This is a genomic window from Streptococcus moroccensis, assembly GCF_030812835.1.
Taxonomy (GTDB): domain Bacteria; phylum Bacillota; class Bacilli; order Lactobacillales; family Streptococcaceae; genus Streptococcus; species Streptococcus moroccensis.
This window is the reverse complement of the sequence record NZ_JAUSTM010000003.1, coordinates 121,546-141,373: the sequence shown is the minus strand read 5'-3', so window position 1 is coordinate 141,373 and position 19,828 is coordinate 121,546. Positions and strand designations below refer to the sequence as shown.

Here is a 19,828-nt window from a genome sequence, read left to right as displayed (position 1 = left end):
ATCGTAACCAATTAGGGCTGATTTTTCCACTCTTTAGGTCCGTAGTAACAAAGAGAACTAGAAAAACTGTGTAGTCCATTTCACACTTTTCCTAGACTCATCTGTCATTATTCTTTTTGCTCTTTGGGCAAAGTCACTTCAAACCGACTGCCCTGGCCAAGCTCACTTTGCACCGTTACGCGTCCATTATGGTAGTCCACGCCATTTTTGACAATGGAAAGGCCTAAACCTGTGCCGCCTGTTTTCCGGGAATGGCTCTTGTCCACGCGGTAAAAACGTTCAAAAATACGGCTTTGCTGGTCTGGGGAAATCCCTTCACCTTGGTCTGTAATACTGACCTTAACATCCTGGTCAAGCCTTTCCATCTCTAAGCTAATCCTAGAATCTGTTGGGCTGTACTTAATAGCATTGTCCAGGAGGTTGTAAAAAATATCTGTCAAAATCTTAGCATTCCCTTTAACCGGACTAGACACCAAATCCTCAACAAGAGTGATCTTTTTAAGGGCAGAGGCCTCCCTAAGGCTATCTAGAACTGTGGTTAAAATGACCTTGAGGTCCAAAACTTCCTCATCAGGATTCGCTTGCTCGTCCAACTGAGAGAGCTTGATCACATCATCGATCAACTTGATCAAGCGTTTCGCCTCTGCCTGAATGTGGCTAATAAAGCGCTCCTGCTTATCAGCGGGGACCATCTGATTGGCCAAAAGCTCACTGGCTCCCATAATGGTCTGCAGGGGTGTTTTCAACTCGTGTGAAACATTAGCTGTAAACTCCCGCTTCATTTTATCGAGACGGCGTTGCTCGGTCACGTCCACGATCAAGATTACCAAGCCCATATAGGTCTGCGCTTCATCAACACGGCTAGCTAGCAAGCGATAGATCATGCCATCTTGTTCCATGTGGTAGCTAGCGTGGCCACCTTCCTTGGCTTTTTGAAGGGTTTGCTGGAGGTCATAGGCGTGACTGAGTTGGTAGAAAGGCTTGCCTTTGGCTGTTTCTGTCTTAAAAATGGCTGCCGCTGATTGGTTGAGCAGCATGACCTCATCTTGGCGATTGAGAATAACGAGGCCTTCGGCCATCTGGTCTGTGATAAACTGTAATTCCCGCTCACTCTGCTGAATTTGCTGAACCTGCTGGGTATTGGTTTCATTGAGGTAATCCATCCGCCTCAACAGAGGCAGGAATTCATCATAAACCTGGCTGGACAAGGGTTCATTGAGGTCAATCTGATTAACAGGAACCATGATCCGCTTAGCGACCCACTTGGCCATGGCATAAGCAGCCAGTAAAGACAACAAGAAAATAAGCACTAAGAAAGCCCAGAAGTCTTTGAGAGTCCCTAAGAAAGAGGTAAATTGCACAGCTACCCTTAAGACTGTTCCTGATGGTAAAAGTCTTGCCCGATAAACCGTCTGCTCGGTCATAGTTGTCGAATAGCGCGTACTCTCCCCGTACCCGGTCTCCAAGGCTTCTAAAATCTCCTCGCGCTGACCATGGTTCATCATGGTTTTGGCATCTTTTTTCGAATCATAGAGCACTTGACCTTCAGCGTTAACTAAGGTAATCCGAAAATCTTGGCTATCTAACTCCTTTAAACTTGATTCTCCCTGTCGCTCCGCTACTTGGACCAAAGTACCTAGTTGGCTATCGAGAACCCGCTCCTGTTGGTGAGACCAATACCGAAAGGATACAAGACCAACTCCAAATAAGCTAAGGAGTAACGTCAAGGTCGAAATCAACCATATGGCTCTGAAAATCGTCCTAGTCATTGGTCACCTTCTTCCCAACTATAGCCGACATGGCGAATCGTTCGGATGTACTGACTGTACGCCCCCAGCTTTTGACGCAGGGTTTTGATGTGGGCATCGACCGTTCGTGTTTCTCCCAAGTAGTCCATTCCCCAAACCTTTTGCAAGAGCTCGTCCCGGGTGAAAACCCGATTAGGATGGGTTAGAAAGCGTTTAAGAAGCTCAAACTCCTTAAAGGTTAAGTTAATTTTTTGCCCATCTAACTTGACCTTGTGCTGGGTCAAATTAAGGTCAAGGTCCTTAAATAGTAAATGGTCTGTTTCTTCTGATTTCCCGCGGTAGCGCCTCAAGACAGCTTTGATCCGAGAAATCATTTCCATCATCCCAAAGGGCTTGACCATGTAATCATCAGCCCCTAAATCAAGGCACTTGATTTTATCGTATTCACTGCCTTTGGCTGTGGTCATGATGACAGGAAAATCACCAAAATCAGGCTGAGCCCTCAATTGCTTAAGAACTGAGACCCCATCCTGATCAGGTAGCATGATATCCAAAAGAAGGAGGTCAGGCTTAGCCACCTCCTTGTTGTGTAAGGCTTCAAAGAAAGCGTGAGCATCAGGAAAACCACGCCCTTCAAACCCTGTTGATTCCAGGGTATAAAGGACTATCTCACGGATACTATCGTCATCTTCTAAACACCAAATCATCGTTTACGTTCCTTTTCTCTCCCCAGTAACGAGGAAAATTAACCACCGCGCAGCGTTTGCTGAATGGTCCGCAATTTTTTCAAAATATTTTGCAATCAGGAGTAAGTCCAAGATTTCTTCTTCTTTGGTCTCGTCCTCTTCTAATTTCATGATTTTAATCAGAGATTTTTTCATGGTCTTGAAAGCTTTGTCCACCACATCGTCGTAAGCTACCATTTCTTCGGCAAGAGCTGGGTCTTCCTGAATATAGGCTTGAACGCTTAATGACAAGGCTTTTTGCGTAACTTTGGCAAGCTCTAATAAGGCATTGTAGGCTAAGCCATCTGTCTGATTCACCTTTTCCAGCATGCCATTGATGTTCAAGATTTGCTCCCCAACACGATCAATATCATTGATCATTTCTAGTGTTGAAGAAATCCTACGGAGGTCACGCGCTACAGGCTGTTGTTGCAAGAGCAATTTCAAACAACGCGCCTCAACCTTTTTCTTCAACTCTTCCACCGTTTCGTATAGTGGGCTTATCTCTATCATAGTATGATTGGCAGGATTTTTCAACTCCCGAAGCGTCAGAGCCATCATTTTTTCACTAATGGCCATCATCTCCACAAGTTCCATGTGCATTTTTTCTAATTGATGATCAAAACGTTCTCTCATGATTAACCAAACCTTCCTGTGATATAGGCTTCTGTTTTCTCCTCAACAGGATTTGAGAAGAGTTCCTGGGTTTTGCCATGCTCAATCAATTCCCCCAATAGGAAAAAGGCAGTATAATCTGAAATCCGCAAGGCTTGTTGCATGTTGTGGGTCACAATGATAATGGTGTAATCTTTTTTGAGTTCTACCATCAATTCTTCAATTTTTGCAGTTGAAATAGGGTCCAAGGCAGATGTCGGCTCATCCATCAGAATAATCTTAGGATTGACCGCCAAGGCACGCGCGATACAAAGACGCTGTTGCTGACCACCTGATAATCCAAGGGCTGACTTATGCAAACGGTCCTTAACCTCATCCCAGAGGGCTGCTTTTTTCAAGGAATCCTCAACGATCGGATCTAGCTCAGCCTTGCTTCTAATCCCATGGGTCCGTGGCCCGTAGGCAATGTTGTCGTAAATCGACTTGTCAAAAGGGTTCGGACGTTGGAAAACCATTCCGATATCCTTGCGCAAATGAGTGACATTGATATCCTGGCGGAAAATATTCTCTCCACCATAAGTAATCGTCCCTTCGTAATGAACCCCTTTTATCAGGTCATTCATGCGGTTAATAGTTTTTAGAAAAGTAGACTTTCCACAACCAGAAGGGCCAATCAAGGCCGTGATTGAATTCTCAGGAAAGGTCATGTTGATCCCCTTGAGGGCCTTGTGCTCAGAGTACCACAACTCCAGCTGATCAACAGATAAAATCGATTGTGACATCAAAAACTCCTTATTATAAGATACAAAGGGCGTTTAGAAATACGTTGGAGAATGAATCAGCTGACGCAGAAACTCAGGTTTCTAGGAAGCTGGGACATTCTACCGAGTATTTTAGCCCGTGTTCAATTCTAAGATACAAAGGGCCTCTAAACCCCATTTGTTCTACTCTTTCGTCCGTGAAAGACGGGTGACTTGGTAGGCCACTTGGTTGATGATAAAGGTCAGGATGAGGAGGATAGTTGCAATGGCAAAGGCCACTTGAAATTCCCCTTGCTCTTTGGCATAGACATAGAGGGATACCGTCAGAGTAGCTCCAGATTTGAAAATGGCTGAGAAATAGCCTGTTGCTACGTGAGCAAGACCAGCCGTGTAGAGAAGCGCAGCCGTTTCCCCTAAAATCCGTCCAATGGTTAAAATGGTTCCAGAAACAATACCTGCCACACACTTAGGCAGAACAACCGTAAAGACCACACGAGACTTACCTGCACCGAGGGCAAAAGCACCTTCCCGATAACTGTTCGGAACAGTTTTGAGACTCTCTTGAGTCGTCCGGATAATAATGGGCAAGTTCATCATCACTAAGGTCAAAGCACCCGCTAAAATGGATGTCCCAAAGCCAAACATCTGAGCAAAGGCTAACATACCCACTAGACCAAAGATAATAGATGGAATCCCTGATAAGGTTTCCGTGGTAAACTCGATCCAGCTAATAAGCCGTGGATGATTGGCATACTCTGTCAAATAGATAGCCGCCCCAATACCAATTGGTAATACAACTGCCAGAGTCGTAATCACCATGTAGAGAGTATTTAAAATATCTGGTAAAATCCCAATATTACCTGTTAAATAACTTGGACTAGTCGTCAACAGTTCCCAAGACAAATGCTGAGCACCATTCCAGACAACATAAACAATAATAAAGAGAACCAGTCCTACTGTAATAGCTGCTGATAAGAGCATGGCAGCCTTGAGCGTCAAACTGTAGAGACGCCGTTTTTGCCATAAGCGCGTGTCTTCCATCTTAACGCTCCTTTTTCTTCAAAAGATAATTGAGTAAGAGATTGATGCACATGATAAAGGTAAAGAGCACCAAGGCAATGGAGAAGAGGGCCTGACGTTGCAACCCAGAAGAGTAAGACATCTCACTGGCTACCGCTGTCGTCAAAAAGCGAACACTCTCAAAAAGAGAAGGCATATTAGCCGCATTCCCTGATACCATCATAACGGCCATCGCTTCACCAATAGCCCGTCCAACACCTAATACAACTGCTGCTGCCACACCACTTTTTGCAGCTGGTAAGGAAACTCGGAAATAGGTTTCCATCTCAGTCGCACCAAGGGCTAATGAGGCATCTTCGTAATCTTTCGGCACTGCATCCAAAGCAACAACTGCTGTCTTAATGATAGATGGCAAAACCATAATGGCCAAGACGATAATCGCTGCTAAAAGGCTAGCACCATCTGACAAATGGAACAGTTTTTTAATTCCAGGCACCAAAACCAACATGCCGACAAGACCATAAACGACTGAAGGAATGGCAGCTAAAAGGTTGATAGCCTCATTAACTACTAATTTTACCTTTGGAGATGCCACCTTAGACAGATAAACAGCTGTCAAGACGCCGATTGGCACTCCAATTATCAAAGCACCTAGTGTGCCATAAACACTTGATAAAATAAAGGGCAGTATCCCATATTTAGCTGTTCCAGCAGTTGATGCCCATTCTTTACCAAGAAGGAAATCAAAAACTCCGATTTCGAAAATAGCTGGCAAACCTGCAACAATTAAATAAACCGTAATCAGTAGCACTGAGGCTACACTAACTAGCCCTAAGGCAAGAAAGATGCCGTGAACCAGCATCTCCCAATCAAACTTTTTTTTCATGAATCTTCCTACTTACGATTAGTTAGCTGGGAAAACGCCAGCCTTCAAGATAAGTTCTTTAGCTTCTTCTGAAGTTGCATAGTCAAAGAACGCTTTGGCAGCTTCTGACAATTCAGCACCTTTTTTAGTCACCATTAGGAATGGACGTTGCATCACGTAAGAACCATCTAAAACAGTGTTCTCAGACGGAGTCACACCATCAATATCTAGTACAGTTACTTCATCAGAGACTGAAGCAAGTGACGCATAGCCGATAGCATTTTCGTTAGATGATACCGTTGAAATAACATCTCCTGTTGAAGTTAATTCTTGACGGTATTTTGCTTGGTCTTCAATTTCAAGGATAGATTCAAAGCCATCACGTGTTCCTGAACCTGCTTCACGACCGATAATAACGATTTCTAAATCAGAACCACCGAGATCTTTCCAGTTAGTAATTTCACCCTTGTAAATAGCTGCTAAATCATCTTTCGATAAATCTTGCACTGGATTGTCAGGATTGGTGACTACCGCGATAGCATCATAAGCTAGAACAGTTGCTTCCAGCGTGCTTTCTTCTTCTTCTTTTAAGGCGCGACTAGCAAGACCAATATCTGCTGTTCCATCACCAGCAGCCTTGATACCAGCACTTGATCCAGTTGGATCATAAGTAAAAGTAATATCTGAATTGGTTTGCATGAAGGACTCACCTAGAGTACCGATTACTTTTTCCATGGAAGTTGATCCGTTTGTCTTTACAGATTGTTCTGCTGCGGAACCACCGCCTCCGCCGCCACATGCTGCTAAGCTAAGACCTGCTACTGCCGTCAAAGTTAAAAGAAATGATTTTTTCATGTTTGAAAACTCCTAAAACACTATAGATTATTTGTTACAAACACATGATACCAAAGCAATGTAAAATCCAAACCCGTCATTTGTAAAATTCCTGTAAAATCCTAAAAATCCACTCAATTCAGTAATTCCTTTTCTGTATTTTACCTAGATTTCACCTATCATTGTCTTAAAGCAAAATAAAAAAAATAGACAGACTGACATGATTCCGCTGTAATCATGTCAGTCTGTCTTACTCCTTTTTATCTCTTTTTATTTAGAGCCTAGCTTAAAATCAATTCATCATTAGCCAAGGCTTGGCCGCTATTTTTGTGGAAAAGTTCCATCAATTCCTGGACCGTTAAGTTTTTCTTTTCTTCGCCTTGCACATCGACCACAATTTGACCTTGGTGAAGCATGACTAAGCGATTTCCGTAGGCAATGGCATTTTCCATGTTATGGGTAATCATCAAGGTGGTTAACTGATTGCTTTCAACAATTTTTTGGGTTAATCCCATGACCATGTCACTGGTTTTTGGATCTAGTGCCGCAGTGTGCTCATCTAATAGTAACACTTTAGGCTTGACTAAGGAAGCCATAAGAAGCGTTAAAGCTTGGCGTTGCCCACCTGATAGAAATTGGGTGTCCACCTTTAGACGGTTTTCTAACCCCAACCCTAGCTCTTTGAGAGACTCTGCGAAAATGTGGCGTTCACTGTCTTTAACCCCCCAGCTTAAACCTCTTGACTGACCTCGTCGATAAGCAATGGCCATATTTTCTTCGATGCTTAACCGCGAGGCAGTCCCCATCTTTGGATCTTGGAAAACACGGCTAATCTCTTTAGCCCTCTTGGCTGCTGGAATTTGCTTAATGGATTTGCCTTCTAATAGTATATCTCCTTCATCAACAGGTAGGGTACCTGCTAGAGAGTTCATCAAGGTCGATTTCCCAGCACCATTGCCACCGATAATCGAGATAAAATCCCCTTCTTCAACATCTAAGGATAATCCTCTTAACACATGATTTTCGTTAATGGTTCCTGCTTCAAAGGTTTTATGAATGGATTGTATGGATAAAATTGTACTCATCTTTCCTAACCTACCCTTTCTGTTGCATTCCTGATAAAGGACGAATGTTTAGCTTTTTTTGCAACTCTGGCACAAAGAGGACAACAGCCAACAAGATAGCTGAGAACAATTTCACTAGGTCAGCGTCCATTCCTGGAATTTCTAAAATAGCCAGGATAATTAAACGATACAAAATAGACCCTAGCACAACTGAAGCCAATCGCATCCCAATGCTCAAGTTTTTCAAGATCACTTCTGCAATGATCACAGAGGCAAGACCGATAACGATCGTTCCTGTTCCTGAATTTAAATCTGCATACCCATTGTTTTGTGTCAAAAGAGCACCACATAGAGCAATCAGACCGTTTGAAAGCATGTAACCATAGATTTTCATGCGATCGACATTGATGCCATTCGCCTCACTCATGGGAATATTATCTCCTGTTGAACGTAACGCAAGCCCAACCTGCGTCTTCATTAAGAGGGTTAACAGAGCAATTACCACTACCACAAACACCGCTCCGATAACCAAAACAGCATTTGTTTTAGATAGCCCCAAAGCCTGTAGTTGTGTGACCAGAGTGGTCTGCCGCAAAAGGGCAACGTTGGCTTTACCCAATACTTTCAAGTTAATAGAATACAGACCAGTCAAGGTGACGATCCCTGTTAGAAGGGCAGGTATCTTCAACTTAGTATGGAGGAGCCCAGACACCAAGCCTGCTCCCATACCACCCACGAATCCCAAAAGCGTTGCTAATAAAGGATTTAAACCATTCACAATAGAAGTTGCACAGATAGCAGCCCCTAAAGGGTAGGACCCTTCTGCTGTCAGGTCTGCAATATCTAAAATACGATAAGTCAAGTAGACACCGATTGCCATAATTGACCATAATAACCCCTGAGATAAACTCGATAACACTAAATCCACGATTTTCTCCTTTGAACAGAACTGTTCATTTGTTTTTTAATTTGAGACAGATAAATGAGACACATCAATACCTAATTTTCCAGCCATTTCCGTATTGACATGCAAATCTACTGTTTCTGGCGCTTGCACGGATAGAGTCGAAACCTCTTCACCTTCAATAATCTTAATAGCCATTTTTGCTGTTTGACGACCCAAGGCTTCATAGTTTGTTCCATAAGTCAGCAAACCACCTGCGTCGACCATATCCGTTGATCCGCCAATAACAGGGACCTTATATTCAATCGATAATTCTCCAATCATGGTCATCGTTGATGCAACGGTATTATCCGTAGGTACAAAAACGGCATCAACATCTTTCATGAGACTAGTTGCAGCATCTTGAACATCATTGGTTGTTGAAATCCCTTTTAAAACTACTGTATAGCCAGCCTTTTCCAAGAGTTTGCTAGCTTCTTCAACCTGAACTTCTGAATTTCGTTCACTGGTCGTATACAAGATACCAACCGTTTTGGCATCTGGAACAGCTTGCCCTAAGAGTTCTACTTGTTTATCAATCGGCGCCTGGTCACTGGTACCTGTTAAATTACCTCCAGGATTCTCAAAGCTGTCCACTAAGTCAGCTGAAACAGGATCTGTTACCGCCGTAAATAAAATAGGAACATCCATAGAAGCTGTGGCTAAGCTTTGGGCTGCTGGCGTTGCAATGGCTAAGACCAATTGATTCTTGCCGACCAATTGTTCTGAAATCGTTTGGAGATTAGCCTGGTCACCTTGTGAATTTTGATAATCGATGGTAATCTTTTCACCATCTTTATAGCCATTTTCTTCCAATTCTGCAACAAAACCTTCACGCGCTACGGATAATGAATCATGTTCCATATACTGTAAGATACCTACATTGACCGTATCATTTGATGCCTTATCCGCTGTTGAACAAGCTGATAACGTCAACAGAGACAAGCCCGCTACAGTTGCTGCTAATGATTTTTTCAAAGAACGATACATAATTTTTTCTCCTATTTATTTAATGCTTTAATGCTATCTGGCTCAATGCCTAATACAGCTGCCATTTCTTCGTTAACAGCAATGCTTGCTGTCTCAGGCTTTTCAACTGGAATATCTGCTGGATTTTTTCCTTCCAAGATGTCCAAAGCTAGCTGACCAGCTTGAACTCCAATAGCATGGTAATCAACTCCGTAAGTAAAGAGAACTCCTTCAAGATAGGCTTCATCACTTCCAATAGCAGGGACTTTTTTGTCCATCAAAATTTCACCAATCGTCGCAGCTGTTGAAGCGACGGTATTATCCGTTGGTAAGTAGATAGCATCTACTTGGCCTGCCAATGATGTCATGACTTGCTGAACATCATTTGTAGTCGTTACGGTTTTAACAATCACCTTAACACCCGCTTGTTCAAGGGCTTCTTGAGCTTCTTTTGCTTGAACCTCAGAGTTTACCTCACTGGAATTGTAAAAAATTCCAACTGTTTCGGCATCTGGTACCACTTTTAAGAGCATCTCAATTTGTCCTGCAACATCTGTAGCATCGATAGACCCTGTCATATTACCACCAGGGTTTTCCATGCTTTCTACCAATCCAGCTGATACCGGATCCGTAACCGCTGTGAAGACAGACGGTGTTTCTCCATCAACATTTAACAAGGCTTGGGCTGCAGGGGTTGCAATGGCAAAGTTGACATCGTTTTTCCCAGCCAATTGCTCAACCATCGTTTGCAGGTTAGCTTGGTCCCCTTGAGCATTCTGGAAATCTACCTTTAGATTCGTTCCTTCTTCATAACCGCCTTCATTTAAAGCTTCAAGGAAACCATCTTTCGCAGCTGAGAGAGCATCATGCTCTGCGTACTGGATGATTCCAATGGATACTTGATCTGAATTTTGATCAGATGAGCTGCATGCTGCAAGACTGGTTACAGCTATAAAACTGAGAGCCATAAAGGCTATACGACGGAATTTCATTTTCTATCTCCTTTTTTTAATGAAGAAAAAGACTGTTAGGCAATCACTGTATAAAAATAAGGACCATTTAGAGTCAATCTAAATGGTCCTTGACAACTGTGTTAGGAGAACAGATGATGTGGTTGCCCATTTAGATTTTCATCCATGTGAGCACCTGCCAAATAAGGACAGCCACATAGATACAAACTGAACGTTTCTCGTGTTTGCATCCATGGGTTACATGTCTACAAACACTATCTAAAGTAGCTGTAAAAGTAACGATTCGCTGATGATATCTGACAAGTTACTGACATCTAACTGTCTCCATTTCTCATTTTATTTTAGTTAGTAAAATAATAAAACTTTTTTAGCCTTTTGTCAAGGGATTATGAATAAATTGACATTTTTTTGAAAAATTATGAACATAGTCAAACCGAATCTAACCAGCTCTCCTCAACCTGTCTGTTCGGTTTATTTCACATATAGTAGATATAGTAGATATAGTAGGCTCTGTAAACATAGCCTTAGCTTTCAGAGTCATCATCGCTGTACAGCCCTTTGTCAACACTCTTAGCCACTAACTCTAAAACAAGTTGCCAAATGTCTGGACTCTCCTGTTCAATAAAAGCTTTTTTGGCTAAAACCTGTTGTTTCGTCAAGTCGTCTGGATTATCATTGTCCTGCGCTATAAAATAGTGATTCATCAGCGGTGCAAAGGCGTCAATGACTCTCGCATACCTTGCTTCTGGACTTGTTCCTGTTTCAAATTCTTTCCACAGGGCCAACAAATTTGATCTTGAAGCATCCGGCAAATACCCTAGTGTTTGTTGGACAGAAAATAACTCCCGCTGATAAGAAGTGGCTTTTCCTTCTTCATCAAAAACGGAGGTGTCTCCTGCACCAATTTCTCCAATGTCATGGATGAGAAGCATCAACATCACAGTCTCTAGGTTAACGTCATCCTGAAAAAAGGATTGTAACAGAGGAGCCATAATGGCTAGTTGCCAAGAATGCTCGGCAGCATTTTCATAACGGCCATCCATGGTTTGATTTTGACGCTGAACAGTTTTTAAAGACTCTATTTCTTTGAAAAACGATAGATACTCTTTTGGAGAATGGTTCACTGATAGGGTTCCTCCTGATTTTCTATTAAATGAATCTACACTAACGCTTCTACCACAAACACTTCTCCGACAGTAAGCCCACCATAAAGGTTCTGGTCAAAGCGACCTGTTTTTATATAATGTTCCAAGACGAGCTTAGCGGTCAAGGGCATGTCTAGATTATGCAAGTCTGATAAGGAAAACCACTTGAGCTGGCCTTCATTAGACTTTAGTGACATCTTCTCAACCAATTCGGCAAAGAAGAAATAAATAACCCGAATCTCTCCTTTTGTTTGCCGAAGCGTCACATAGCGCAGACGTAACCCCATTAGGTCAGATTCCGACAAACCTAACTCTTCTTGGAGTTCTCTTAAGACGCCTCTCTTGGCATGGTTAAGTTCCTCCTGTTCAAGATGTCCTCCTGCTGAGGCAACCCAGAGATGATTGGCTACCCGAGAGCCCTCACGATAGAGAAGAAGAATCTCCTCACCATGAGTAAGGTAGAGACTGGTCATGTTGCGTTGAGTTGGCATGGTGTTCTCCTAACATATTCTTGTTTTACAGCTACCCCATAGCCCTTAATTCCAAGACCATGTCACGAATTTGAGCAGCAAGTTCAAAGTCAAGCAAGCCTGCAGCTACTTGCATCTGCCCTTCCAATTCCTTGATCAGAGCTTGACGCTCCTTCTTGGTCATGGTTTCTGGGTTCTGTGTCTCGACGCTGTCTTTATCCACCGTCTTGGTCACCGCAATCAAATCACGAATGTCCTTTTTGATGGTCTGCGGTGTAATGCCGTGCTTTTCATTATAAGCCATCTGGATGGCACGACGACGCGCTGTTTCATCCATAGCCCGCTGCATAGACTGGGTCATGTTATCGGCATACATGATGACATGGCCTTCACTGTTACGGGCAGCACGACCGATGGTCTGGATAAGGCCACGCTCATTGCGCAAGAAGCCTTCCTTGTCTGCATCGAGAATAGCGACCAGACTGACTTCAGGCACGTCAATCCCCTCCCGCAGAAGGTTAATCCCTATGAGGACATCGAAGACGCCCAGACGCAGGTCACGGATAATCTCAGTCCGCTCCAAGGTCTTAATATCCGAGTGCATGTACTTGACCTTGACCCCCATCTCCTTGAAGTAGTCGGTCAAATCCTCAGCCATCTTCTTGGTTAGGGTCGTCACAAAGGTCCGCTCACCTTTTTCCGAACGGCTGGTAATTTCACCAAGCAGGTCGTCAATCTGGCCATGGGTCGGACGCACTTCAACTTCAGGGTCCAAAAGCCCAGTCGGTCGAATGATTTGTTCGACAATGGTATCTGTCTGTTCATTTTCATAATCACCCGGCGTCGCCGACACATAAACAATCTGGTGCACATGGCTCTCAAACTCTTCGCGACGAAGCGGCCGGTTGTCAAGGGCGCTTGGCAAACGAAAACCATAATCCACCAGCATCTGCTTGCGGGAGCGGTCACCATTATACATCCCACGGATCTGACCCATGGTCATGTGACTCTCATCAATCATGATCAAAAAGTCCTCTGGGAAGAAGTCTAGGAGAGTATAAGGCGGCTCGCCCTCGCTCCGCCCATCCATGTGGCGGGAGTAGTTCTCGACGCCATTGGTGTAGCCCATCTCACGAAGCATCTCTATGTCATACTCTGTTCGCTGTTTAAGGCGTTGCGCTTCTAGGAGTTTGCCTTCAGCCTCAAAGACCTTGAGCTGGTCCTCAAGTTCTGCCTGAATCTTAGCAATGGCCACTTCCATGTGGTCGGCATTGGTCATAAAGTGTGTAGCTGGGAAGATAGAGAGATGGTTGACTTCCCCTAGGACGCGACCTGTCAACGCCTCGATTTCCCGAATCCGGTCAATCTCATCGCCGAAAAACTCTACCCGAAAGGCATGTTCATCACGACTGGCTGGAAAGACTTCAACCACATCCCCACGAACACGAAAGCGTCCCCGCTGGAAATCGATGTCATTGCGCTCAAACTGGATGTCCACAAGGGCATTCAAAAGCCCGTCTCGGGAGATTTCTTGCCCAGGACGCAGGCTGACCACGCTGTCGGAGTATTCCTTGGGCGACCCCAAACCATAGATACAAGAAACCGAGGCCACTACGATGACATCGTTGCGTTCCAAGAGGGCAGAGGTTGCCGAATGGCGCAATTTATCAATTTCATCATTGACCGAGCTATCTTTCTCAATAAAGGTATCAGAGGACGGGACATAAGCCTCAGGCTGGTAGTAGTCATAGTAGGACACAAAATACTCGACCGCATTGTCTGGGAAAAATTCCTTGAACTCCCCGTAAAGTTGGCCTGCAAGTGTCTTGTTGTGGGCAATAACAAGAGTAGGTTTATTGACCCTTTGGATAACCTGACTCATGGTATAGGTCTTTCCTGTCCCTGTTGCCCCCATGAGGATCTGGGCCTTCTCGCCACCCTCGATATTATCGACTAGTTGCTCAATCGCTTGAGGCTGGTCACCGGACGGCTCGTACTTGGAAACAAGCCGAAATGCTTTATCTGTTCTTCTTTCAATCATAGCCTTATTTTACCACAAAATCAGAGAGAAAAGGCTGGAAAACCAGCCTCCACTTTTCTATGTCAACTTAACCGCCGTGCCACTACAGGTCACCATGAGCATGCCATTGTCAGCGCCAAGCACTTCATAGTCCATCTTAACCGCAATAACAGCATCAGCACCTAGCGCTATGGCTCTATCTTCCATTTCTTTAAGAGCTGTTTCCCTGGCTTCCGTCAACTCACCCTCGTAACTGCCGGAGCGACCACCAAAAATGTTGCGAAGACCTGCTCCTAAATCCTTTAAAACATTGATGCCTGTAATGACCTCACCAAAAACAATACCCTTATAGTCCGTGACCTGACGGCCATCAATGGTTTGAGATGTTGTAATAATCATATAAAGCTCCTTTCGACTGCTTTTTTCTTCATTATATTCCTTTCATCAACAAAGGTCTACAATAAACCCATAAATTTTGTTTAATTCTCTTTGTTAATATGTTAGATAATCTAACATATTCGATTTGCAAAAATTTTCAGAATTTGGTATAATGGAAAAATATTTTTGAGAGTTGCTCAGAGATCTTTAACCTATGAAAGTATTTGACCAACTGCTACTACAAAGGAGACTCCTAATGAAGAAAAAGTTTTTAGCGCTCTTGCTAACCTTACTTCCCCTTTATACCATGTTGACAGGACACACTGTTCAGGCTGAAACGATTGACATTGTATTTGACTCTACCTATGCCCCTTTTGAATTCCAAGACACCGATGGAACATACAAGGGAATAGATGTTGCCATTATCGAAGAAGTCGCTAAGCGTTCAGGATGGACGACCAATAATACCTATCCAGGCTTTGATGCAGCAGTCAACGCCGTGCAATCAGGACAAGCGGATGCTATTATGGCCGGAATGACCATTACTGAAGCCCGCCAGAAAGTCTTTACTTTCTCTGATTCTTATTTTGACACATCCATTGTCATTGCTAGTGCCGGAAATAAAATCGTATCAAGCTACGAGGACCTTAAAGGGAAAACCGTCGGTGTCAAAAACGGGACTGTTTCTCAAACCTTCCTTGAAGAAAACAAGGAAAAATACGGTTATACCATCAAACCCTTTGATACAGGAACTGAAATGTATAACAGTTTAGCAGCTGGTGCAGTAGACGCTGCCATGGACGATACTCCTGTCATTCAGTACGCTATTAAGCAAGGTCAAGACCTCGCCATCAACATGGAGCCTGAAAATATCGGCTCCTTTGGGTTTGCTGTCAAAAAAGATGGCCCTCATGAATCACTCGTTGAAGACTTTAACAAAGCTCTCAAGGAAATGAAGGCTGATGGGACCTATGACGCTATCATCGCTGAATGGGTTGGTGACGATGAAACAGAGGCATCAACCTTCTCTAGTAGCCTTAGTTTGACAGGTGATGCTCTCGCCAAGGCAACTGCTATCAAACCAGTTTATACAATTGTCAGCGATTCGTCCTTTGCCCCCTTTGAATTCCAAGATGAATCTAACACTTATGTTGGTATCGACATGGAACTAATCCAAGCCATCGCTGAGCAACAAGGCTTTGCTATTGAGATTCAAAACCCAGGTTTTGATGCCGCCCTAAACGCCATTCAATCTGGTCAGGCAGATGGGATGATCGCTGGTATGTCTATTACAGATGCTCGTAAAGAAACCTTTGATTTTTCAGACGCCTACTTTACTGCTAATGCTATTTTAGCTGTTCAAAAAGATAGTGACATCACAAGCTACGAAGACCTCAAAGGAAAGACTGTTGGTGTCAAAAACGGGACTTCTTCACAGGCCTTCCTCGATGAAAATAAAGATAAATATGGCTATACTGTTAAGACCTTTGCTGAGGCATCAGGTATGTACGACTCCTTAAATACTGGTGCTGTTGTCGCTGTTATGGATGACGAGCCAGTTGTTAAATATGCCATGACTCAGGGACAAAACTTAGCCACTCCAATTAAGGGTATCCCTATTGGACAGTATGGATTTGCTGTCAAAAAAGGAAGCAACCCAGAATTGATCGAAATGTTTAATAATGGTTTAGCAGCCCTGGTTGAGTCCGGTGAGTACGATGCGATTTTAGCTAACTACCTATCTGAAAATCAGAGTTCTGAAAAGGCGAGTTCTGTCGACGAATCAACGATTTCTGGACTCCTTAGCAATAACTGGAACCAACTCCTTAAGGGACTAGGCGTAACGCTCGGTTTAGCCTTGCTATCCTTTGCTATTGCAGTCATCATTGGGATTATCTTTGGGATGATGGCTGTTAGCCCTGTCAAAGCACTCCGCGTGATTTCAAGTCTCTTTGTTGACGTGATTCGAGGCATTCCCCTTATGATTGTTGCAGCCTTTATCTTCTGGGGTATTCCCAACTTGATTGAATCTGTCACTGGCCAACAAAGTCCTATCAATGACTTCGTCGCAGGGGTTATCGCCCTCTCTCTCAACTCCGGTGCCTATATTGCAGAAATTGTGCGAGGCGGTATTGAGGCTGTTCCACCTGGTCAGATGGAAGCCAGTCGAAGCCTAGGGGTTTCTTATGGTAAGACGATGCAGCGTATCATTTTACCTCAGGCAGGAAAAATTATGCTACCGAACTTTATCAACCAATTTGTCATTACACTTAAAGACACAACGATCATCTCAGCCATCGGTTTGGTGGAACTTTTCCAAACAGGGAAGATCATCATTGCACGTAACTACCAATCCTTCCGTATGTATGCTATACTAGCAGTATTATACTTGATTATTATTACGCTATTGACACGATTGGCAAAACGCTTAGAAACGAGGAATAAGTAATGGCAACATTAAAGATTGATGTCCAAGATTTGCATAAATACTTCGGGGACAATGAAGTTCTTAAAGGGATTACAACCCAATTCTATGAGGGAGATGTTGTCTGCATTATTGGTCCTTCCGGGTCTGGTAAGTCGACCTTCTTACGCAGTCTTAACCTATTAGAAGAAGCTACTAGCGGACATATCATCGTAAACGGCTATGACCTGCTAGATAAGGACACGAAAGTTGATAAGGTCAGGGAAAACATCGGTATGGTCTTCCAGCACTTCAACCTCTTTCCGCATATGACTGTTTTGGATAATATCACCTTTGCACCCATTGAGCATAAAATCATGTCAAAAGCAGAAGCCGAAAGCTATGCGTCAGAGCTTCTCGATAAAGTTGGATTGGCTGACAAGCGCGATGCTATGCCAGATAGCCTCTCAGGGGGGCAAAAGCAACGTGTCGCAATTGCTCGGGCTCTTGCCATGAAACCAGACATCATGCTCTTTGACGAACCAACTTCAGCTTTAGACCCTGAAATGGTCGGTGACGTTCTCAATGTTATGAAGGACCTCGCTGAACAAGGCATGACCATGTTGATTGTCACCCACGAAATGGGCTTTGCCCGCAAGGTTGCTAACCGAGTGATCTTTACTGATGGCGGTGAATTCCTTGAAGACAACACCCCAGACCAAATTTTCGATAATCCTCAACATCCTCGTCTTCAAGATTTTCTTAATAAAGTCCTCAACGTCTAACTTAATCGTTCAGAAAGCCCCACTTCCGAATGGAAATGGGACTTATTTGTAGTTTTCGATTTGTCTGGACATTAATTCCATTTAATTCCAAAGTTTGATTAATCAAACTTTTTGAATAGAACTCTTTAGAATCAACCATTTTTACTATAAATGATTTCGTAATCAGACAACTTTGGGGCAGTAAACTTTCAATAGGAGAGACTTCCCCTATTGAAATAGCTAAGATTGTTTCAGATCTTGACATGCATTCATGCATAAATCAATTATTTTTGTAAAGCTAATAATCTGAGAGCTCTGGCGAAATACCCATCATCCGATTTTAGATTGGCTTGTTCAGTTTTGAAGAGAGCTAATTCATCAGTTATAATCCCATTAACTGGACTTTGGAGGTAGTTAGCCATAATTTCTTCATCATTAACAGTCCAAACATAGATATCCTTTCCACGTCGCTCGGCATCCCACATGGTAAAGTCAGAGTAAGAGGTGTCTTCTAATACATAGAAATCTGTATTAAATCCTGATAAATCCCCAAATTGTAAGGGAATGACATACCCTGTCACAATTTCGGGGGCTTTTTGTTCGATTTTTTCCATAATGTCTAAATCAAGAGACATAACTTTATCTGTTTCACGCAGACCAACTGACTGTAATTTTTCAAGGATTATGTCAACATAATTATCTGGCTCTGTTCCATAGAGTTTTAGTTCGATCAGCAAAGGCTGGTTTAGCTCTTTTGCTTTTTTATAATACGTTTCAAAACTGACAATTTTACTGGTGAAACGATCTTGACTGATTTCTAAATCTTCCAGCTCTTCCAAGGTTTTTTCTGTGACTTGCCAATCGACACCTGCCAGTCGACCAAGGTCATCGTCATGAATAACCACTAACTCATTATCCGCAGTCATAACAACATCCATCTCTACCAAGTCAGCCCCTGACTCAGCTGCACCTTCAAGCGCTTCGATAGAATTTTCAACACCTCTAGCCACATCTCCTCTATGGGCAATCATGAGCACATTAGGATTAGCAGCAATAAGGTAAAGTCGGGAACCATTAAATATAACCCCCACAATCACTGTCACCCACAAAATACCCTTGCTCCATTTAGGATAGCGAAACGGCTTCGCATCACTCTCACCCAGAGTGACGTATTGAACATCTGGGTGCTCTTCATCGTATTTCAACAAATGATTGACCAAAACCTCTATTAAAACTAATTTATTTAAAAAAGTTATTAGGTAAAGCAGGCCCCTGACCAAACTATAAAATAAGGTTTGCAACGCTAAATTATCCCAAAAATCATCGATAAAGCCAAATAAGAGGGATAGGAGAAAAGCAATGAAAACTCCAAGTCCTGTCAAGACAAGTGTTAGTAATCCTACCGACAAGAGTAATTTCATCAGATGGTGTTTGGTTAATTGCCAACTTTGACGCATATTATGTAAAGGCGTATCGTTATTGACAACTGCTAACGGTAAAAAATAGATATAGCGTAAGTTCAAATAGAGAATGACGGCCATAAAAGCGTATAAGAGAATTGTTCCCCAACCCGTCTTAGAGAGTTCATCGATGATAAAGTTTGGAATTTGTAAATTCCCTAGTAAGGTTGAACTTAAACCCAAATTGCCGATAGGAATCATGAGAACAACATAGACTAGAAAAACTAGGAGCTGAGGTCCCGACAGCCAAAGCAATTGACGCCAACCCGCTCGAACAAAATCTCGAAATTCATAATGGCGATGAGAACTCGTTACCATGTAGACGAGGCAAATCATTTCAAGATAGATAAAGCCTGCCAGCAAAACCATGTAACTGACCAAAATGAGGAAAGATCCTGTTTGTCCCAAAATAGTTAGAAAATTATCTTTAGTGAGACTCGTTTCTCCCGATAACTCGATACCCAAACGAAACAGGGTCGCTAGACCGTAGCGACCAACTGTCATGAGAAAAACCTGAAGTAAGATACTGGTCAGGATAAAACGGTATTTATTGCGGTAAATATTTTTAACAGACGCCCAAATGAGGGAAACAACTTCTCGAATCATAACGCTCCCTTTCTATTTTTACTATTATACCAGAATTTCGATGAGAATTAGCTTGAAAATCACAGA

The 19,828-nt window shown here is 43.1% G+C and carries 18 protein-coding genes; 2 read left to right on the top strand and 16 right to left on the bottom strand.

Translation table 11 applies throughout. From position 1 onward, the window contains the following. Window positions 1-107 precede the first annotated feature (107 nt). The 15 genes from J2S23_RS02400 to J2S23_RS02330 form a co-directional block, all read right to left on the bottom strand. Window positions 108-1,769 carry a sensor histidine kinase gene (locus J2S23_RS02400; protein WP_307121173.1) on the bottom strand — a complete coding sequence of 554 codons (1,662 nt, stop codon included), beginning with the start codon at window positions 1,767-1,769 and terminating at the stop codon, window positions 108-110. Next, window positions 1,766-2,455: a response regulator transcription factor gene (locus J2S23_RS02395; RefSeq protein WP_307121172.1), complete on the bottom strand. Its 690-nt coding sequence runs from the start codon at window positions 2,453-2,455 to the stop codon at window positions 1,766-1,768. The genes J2S23_RS02400 and J2S23_RS02395 overlap by 4 nt, the downstream gene beginning before the upstream one ends. 3 nt (window positions 2,456-2,458) lie before the next feature. Further along, entirely contained in the window at window positions 2,459-3,109 is a 651-nt protein-coding gene (gene phoU, locus J2S23_RS02390) for a phosphate signaling complex protein PhoU (protein WP_307121171.1), read from the bottom strand. A gap of 2 nt (window positions 3,110-3,111) precedes the next feature. Then, window positions 3,112-3,870, bottom strand: coding sequence for a phosphate ABC transporter ATP-binding protein PstB (gene pstB, locus J2S23_RS02385; protein WP_307121170.1), 759 nt, complete (start codon window positions 3,868-3,870; stop codon window positions 3,112-3,114). A 162-nt stretch (window positions 3,871-4,032) separates the two neighbouring features. Beyond that, entirely contained in the window at window positions 4,033-4,890 is an 858-nt protein-coding gene (gene pstA, locus J2S23_RS02380; RefSeq protein WP_307121169.1) for a phosphate ABC transporter permease PstA, read from the bottom strand. 1 nt (window position 4,891) lies between these two features. Next, window positions 4,892-5,755: a phosphate ABC transporter permease subunit PstC gene (gene pstC / locus J2S23_RS02375; RefSeq protein WP_307121168.1), complete on the bottom strand. Its 864-nt coding sequence runs from the start codon at window positions 5,753-5,755 to the stop codon at window positions 4,892-4,894. A gap of 18 nt (window positions 5,756-5,773) precedes the next feature. Next, window positions 5,774-6,589 (bottom strand): phosphate ABC transporter substrate-binding protein, encoded by an 816-nt coding sequence (locus tag J2S23_RS02370; protein WP_307121167.1) that lies wholly within the window; start codon window positions 6,587-6,589, stop codon window positions 5,774-5,776. Window positions 6,590-6,849: 260 nt separating this feature from the next. Then, window positions 6,850-7,653: an ABC transporter ATP-binding protein gene (locus tag J2S23_RS02365; protein WP_307121166.1), complete on the bottom strand. Its 804-nt coding sequence runs from the start codon at window positions 7,651-7,653 to the stop codon at window positions 6,850-6,852. Between the two features lie 10 nt (window positions 7,654-7,663). Next, window positions 7,664-8,560 (bottom strand): ABC transporter permease, encoded by an 897-nt coding sequence (locus J2S23_RS02360; protein ID WP_307121165.1) that lies wholly within the window; start codon window positions 8,558-8,560, stop codon window positions 7,664-7,666. A 36-nt stretch (window positions 8,561-8,596) separates the two neighbouring features. After that, window positions 8,597-9,565, bottom strand: a complete 969-nt coding sequence (locus tag J2S23_RS02355) for an ABC transporter substrate binding protein (protein ID WP_370868687.1) — start codon at window positions 9,563-9,565, stop codon at window positions 8,597-8,599. A gap of 11 nt (window positions 9,566-9,576) precedes the next feature. Further along, window positions 9,577-10,536, bottom strand: a complete 960-nt coding sequence (locus J2S23_RS02350; protein ID WP_307121164.1) for an ABC transporter substrate-binding protein — start codon at window positions 10,534-10,536, stop codon at window positions 9,577-9,579. 503 nt (window positions 10,537-11,039) lie between these two features. Then, a complete protein-coding gene (locus J2S23_RS02345) occupies window positions 11,040-11,639 on the bottom strand; it encodes an HD domain-containing protein (RefSeq protein ID WP_307121163.1) in 600 nt (199 codons plus the stop codon). Between the two features lie 35 nt (window positions 11,640-11,674). After that, window positions 11,675-12,151: an NUDIX domain-containing protein gene (locus J2S23_RS02340; RefSeq protein ID WP_307121162.1), complete on the bottom strand. Its 477-nt coding sequence runs from the start codon at window positions 12,149-12,151 to the stop codon at window positions 11,675-11,677. 31 nt (window positions 12,152-12,182) lie between these two features. After that, the gene (gene uvrB, locus J2S23_RS02335) at window positions 12,183-14,171 is read right to left on the bottom strand and encodes an excinuclease ABC subunit UvrB (RefSeq protein WP_307121161.1); all 1,989 of its coding nucleotides are present in this window, start codon (window positions 14,169-14,171) and stop codon (window positions 12,183-12,185) included. A 57-nt stretch (window positions 14,172-14,228) separates the two neighbouring features. Further along, entirely contained in the window at window positions 14,229-14,549 is a 321-nt protein-coding gene (locus tag J2S23_RS02330; protein ID WP_307121160.1) for a putative heavy metal-binding protein, read from the bottom strand. Window positions 14,550-14,784: 235 nt separating this feature from the next. Here J2S23_RS02330 and J2S23_RS02325 point away from each other — a divergent pair, with 235 nt between their 5' ends. Then, the gene (locus J2S23_RS02325) at window positions 14,785-16,977 is read left to right on the top strand and encodes an ABC transporter substrate-binding protein/permease (RefSeq protein ID WP_307121159.1); all 2,193 of its coding nucleotides are present in this window, start codon (window positions 14,785-14,787) and stop codon (window positions 16,975-16,977) included. Beyond that, complete coding sequence (locus tag J2S23_RS02320) at window positions 16,977-17,717, top strand: amino acid ABC transporter ATP-binding protein (protein WP_307121158.1); 741 nt, start codon at window positions 16,977-16,979, stop codon at window positions 17,715-17,717. Before J2S23_RS02325 ends, J2S23_RS02320 begins: the two co-directional genes overlap by 1 nt. A gap of 263 nt (window positions 17,718-17,980) precedes the next feature. Here J2S23_RS02320 and J2S23_RS02315 read toward each other — a convergent pair whose 3' ends face one another. Next, window positions 17,981-19,762, bottom strand: coding sequence for a glycerophosphoryl diester phosphodiesterase membrane domain-containing protein (locus J2S23_RS02315; protein ID WP_307121157.1), 1,782 nt, complete (start codon window positions 19,760-19,762; stop codon window positions 17,981-17,983). Between the last annotated feature and the right edge of the window lie 66 nt (window positions 19,763-19,828).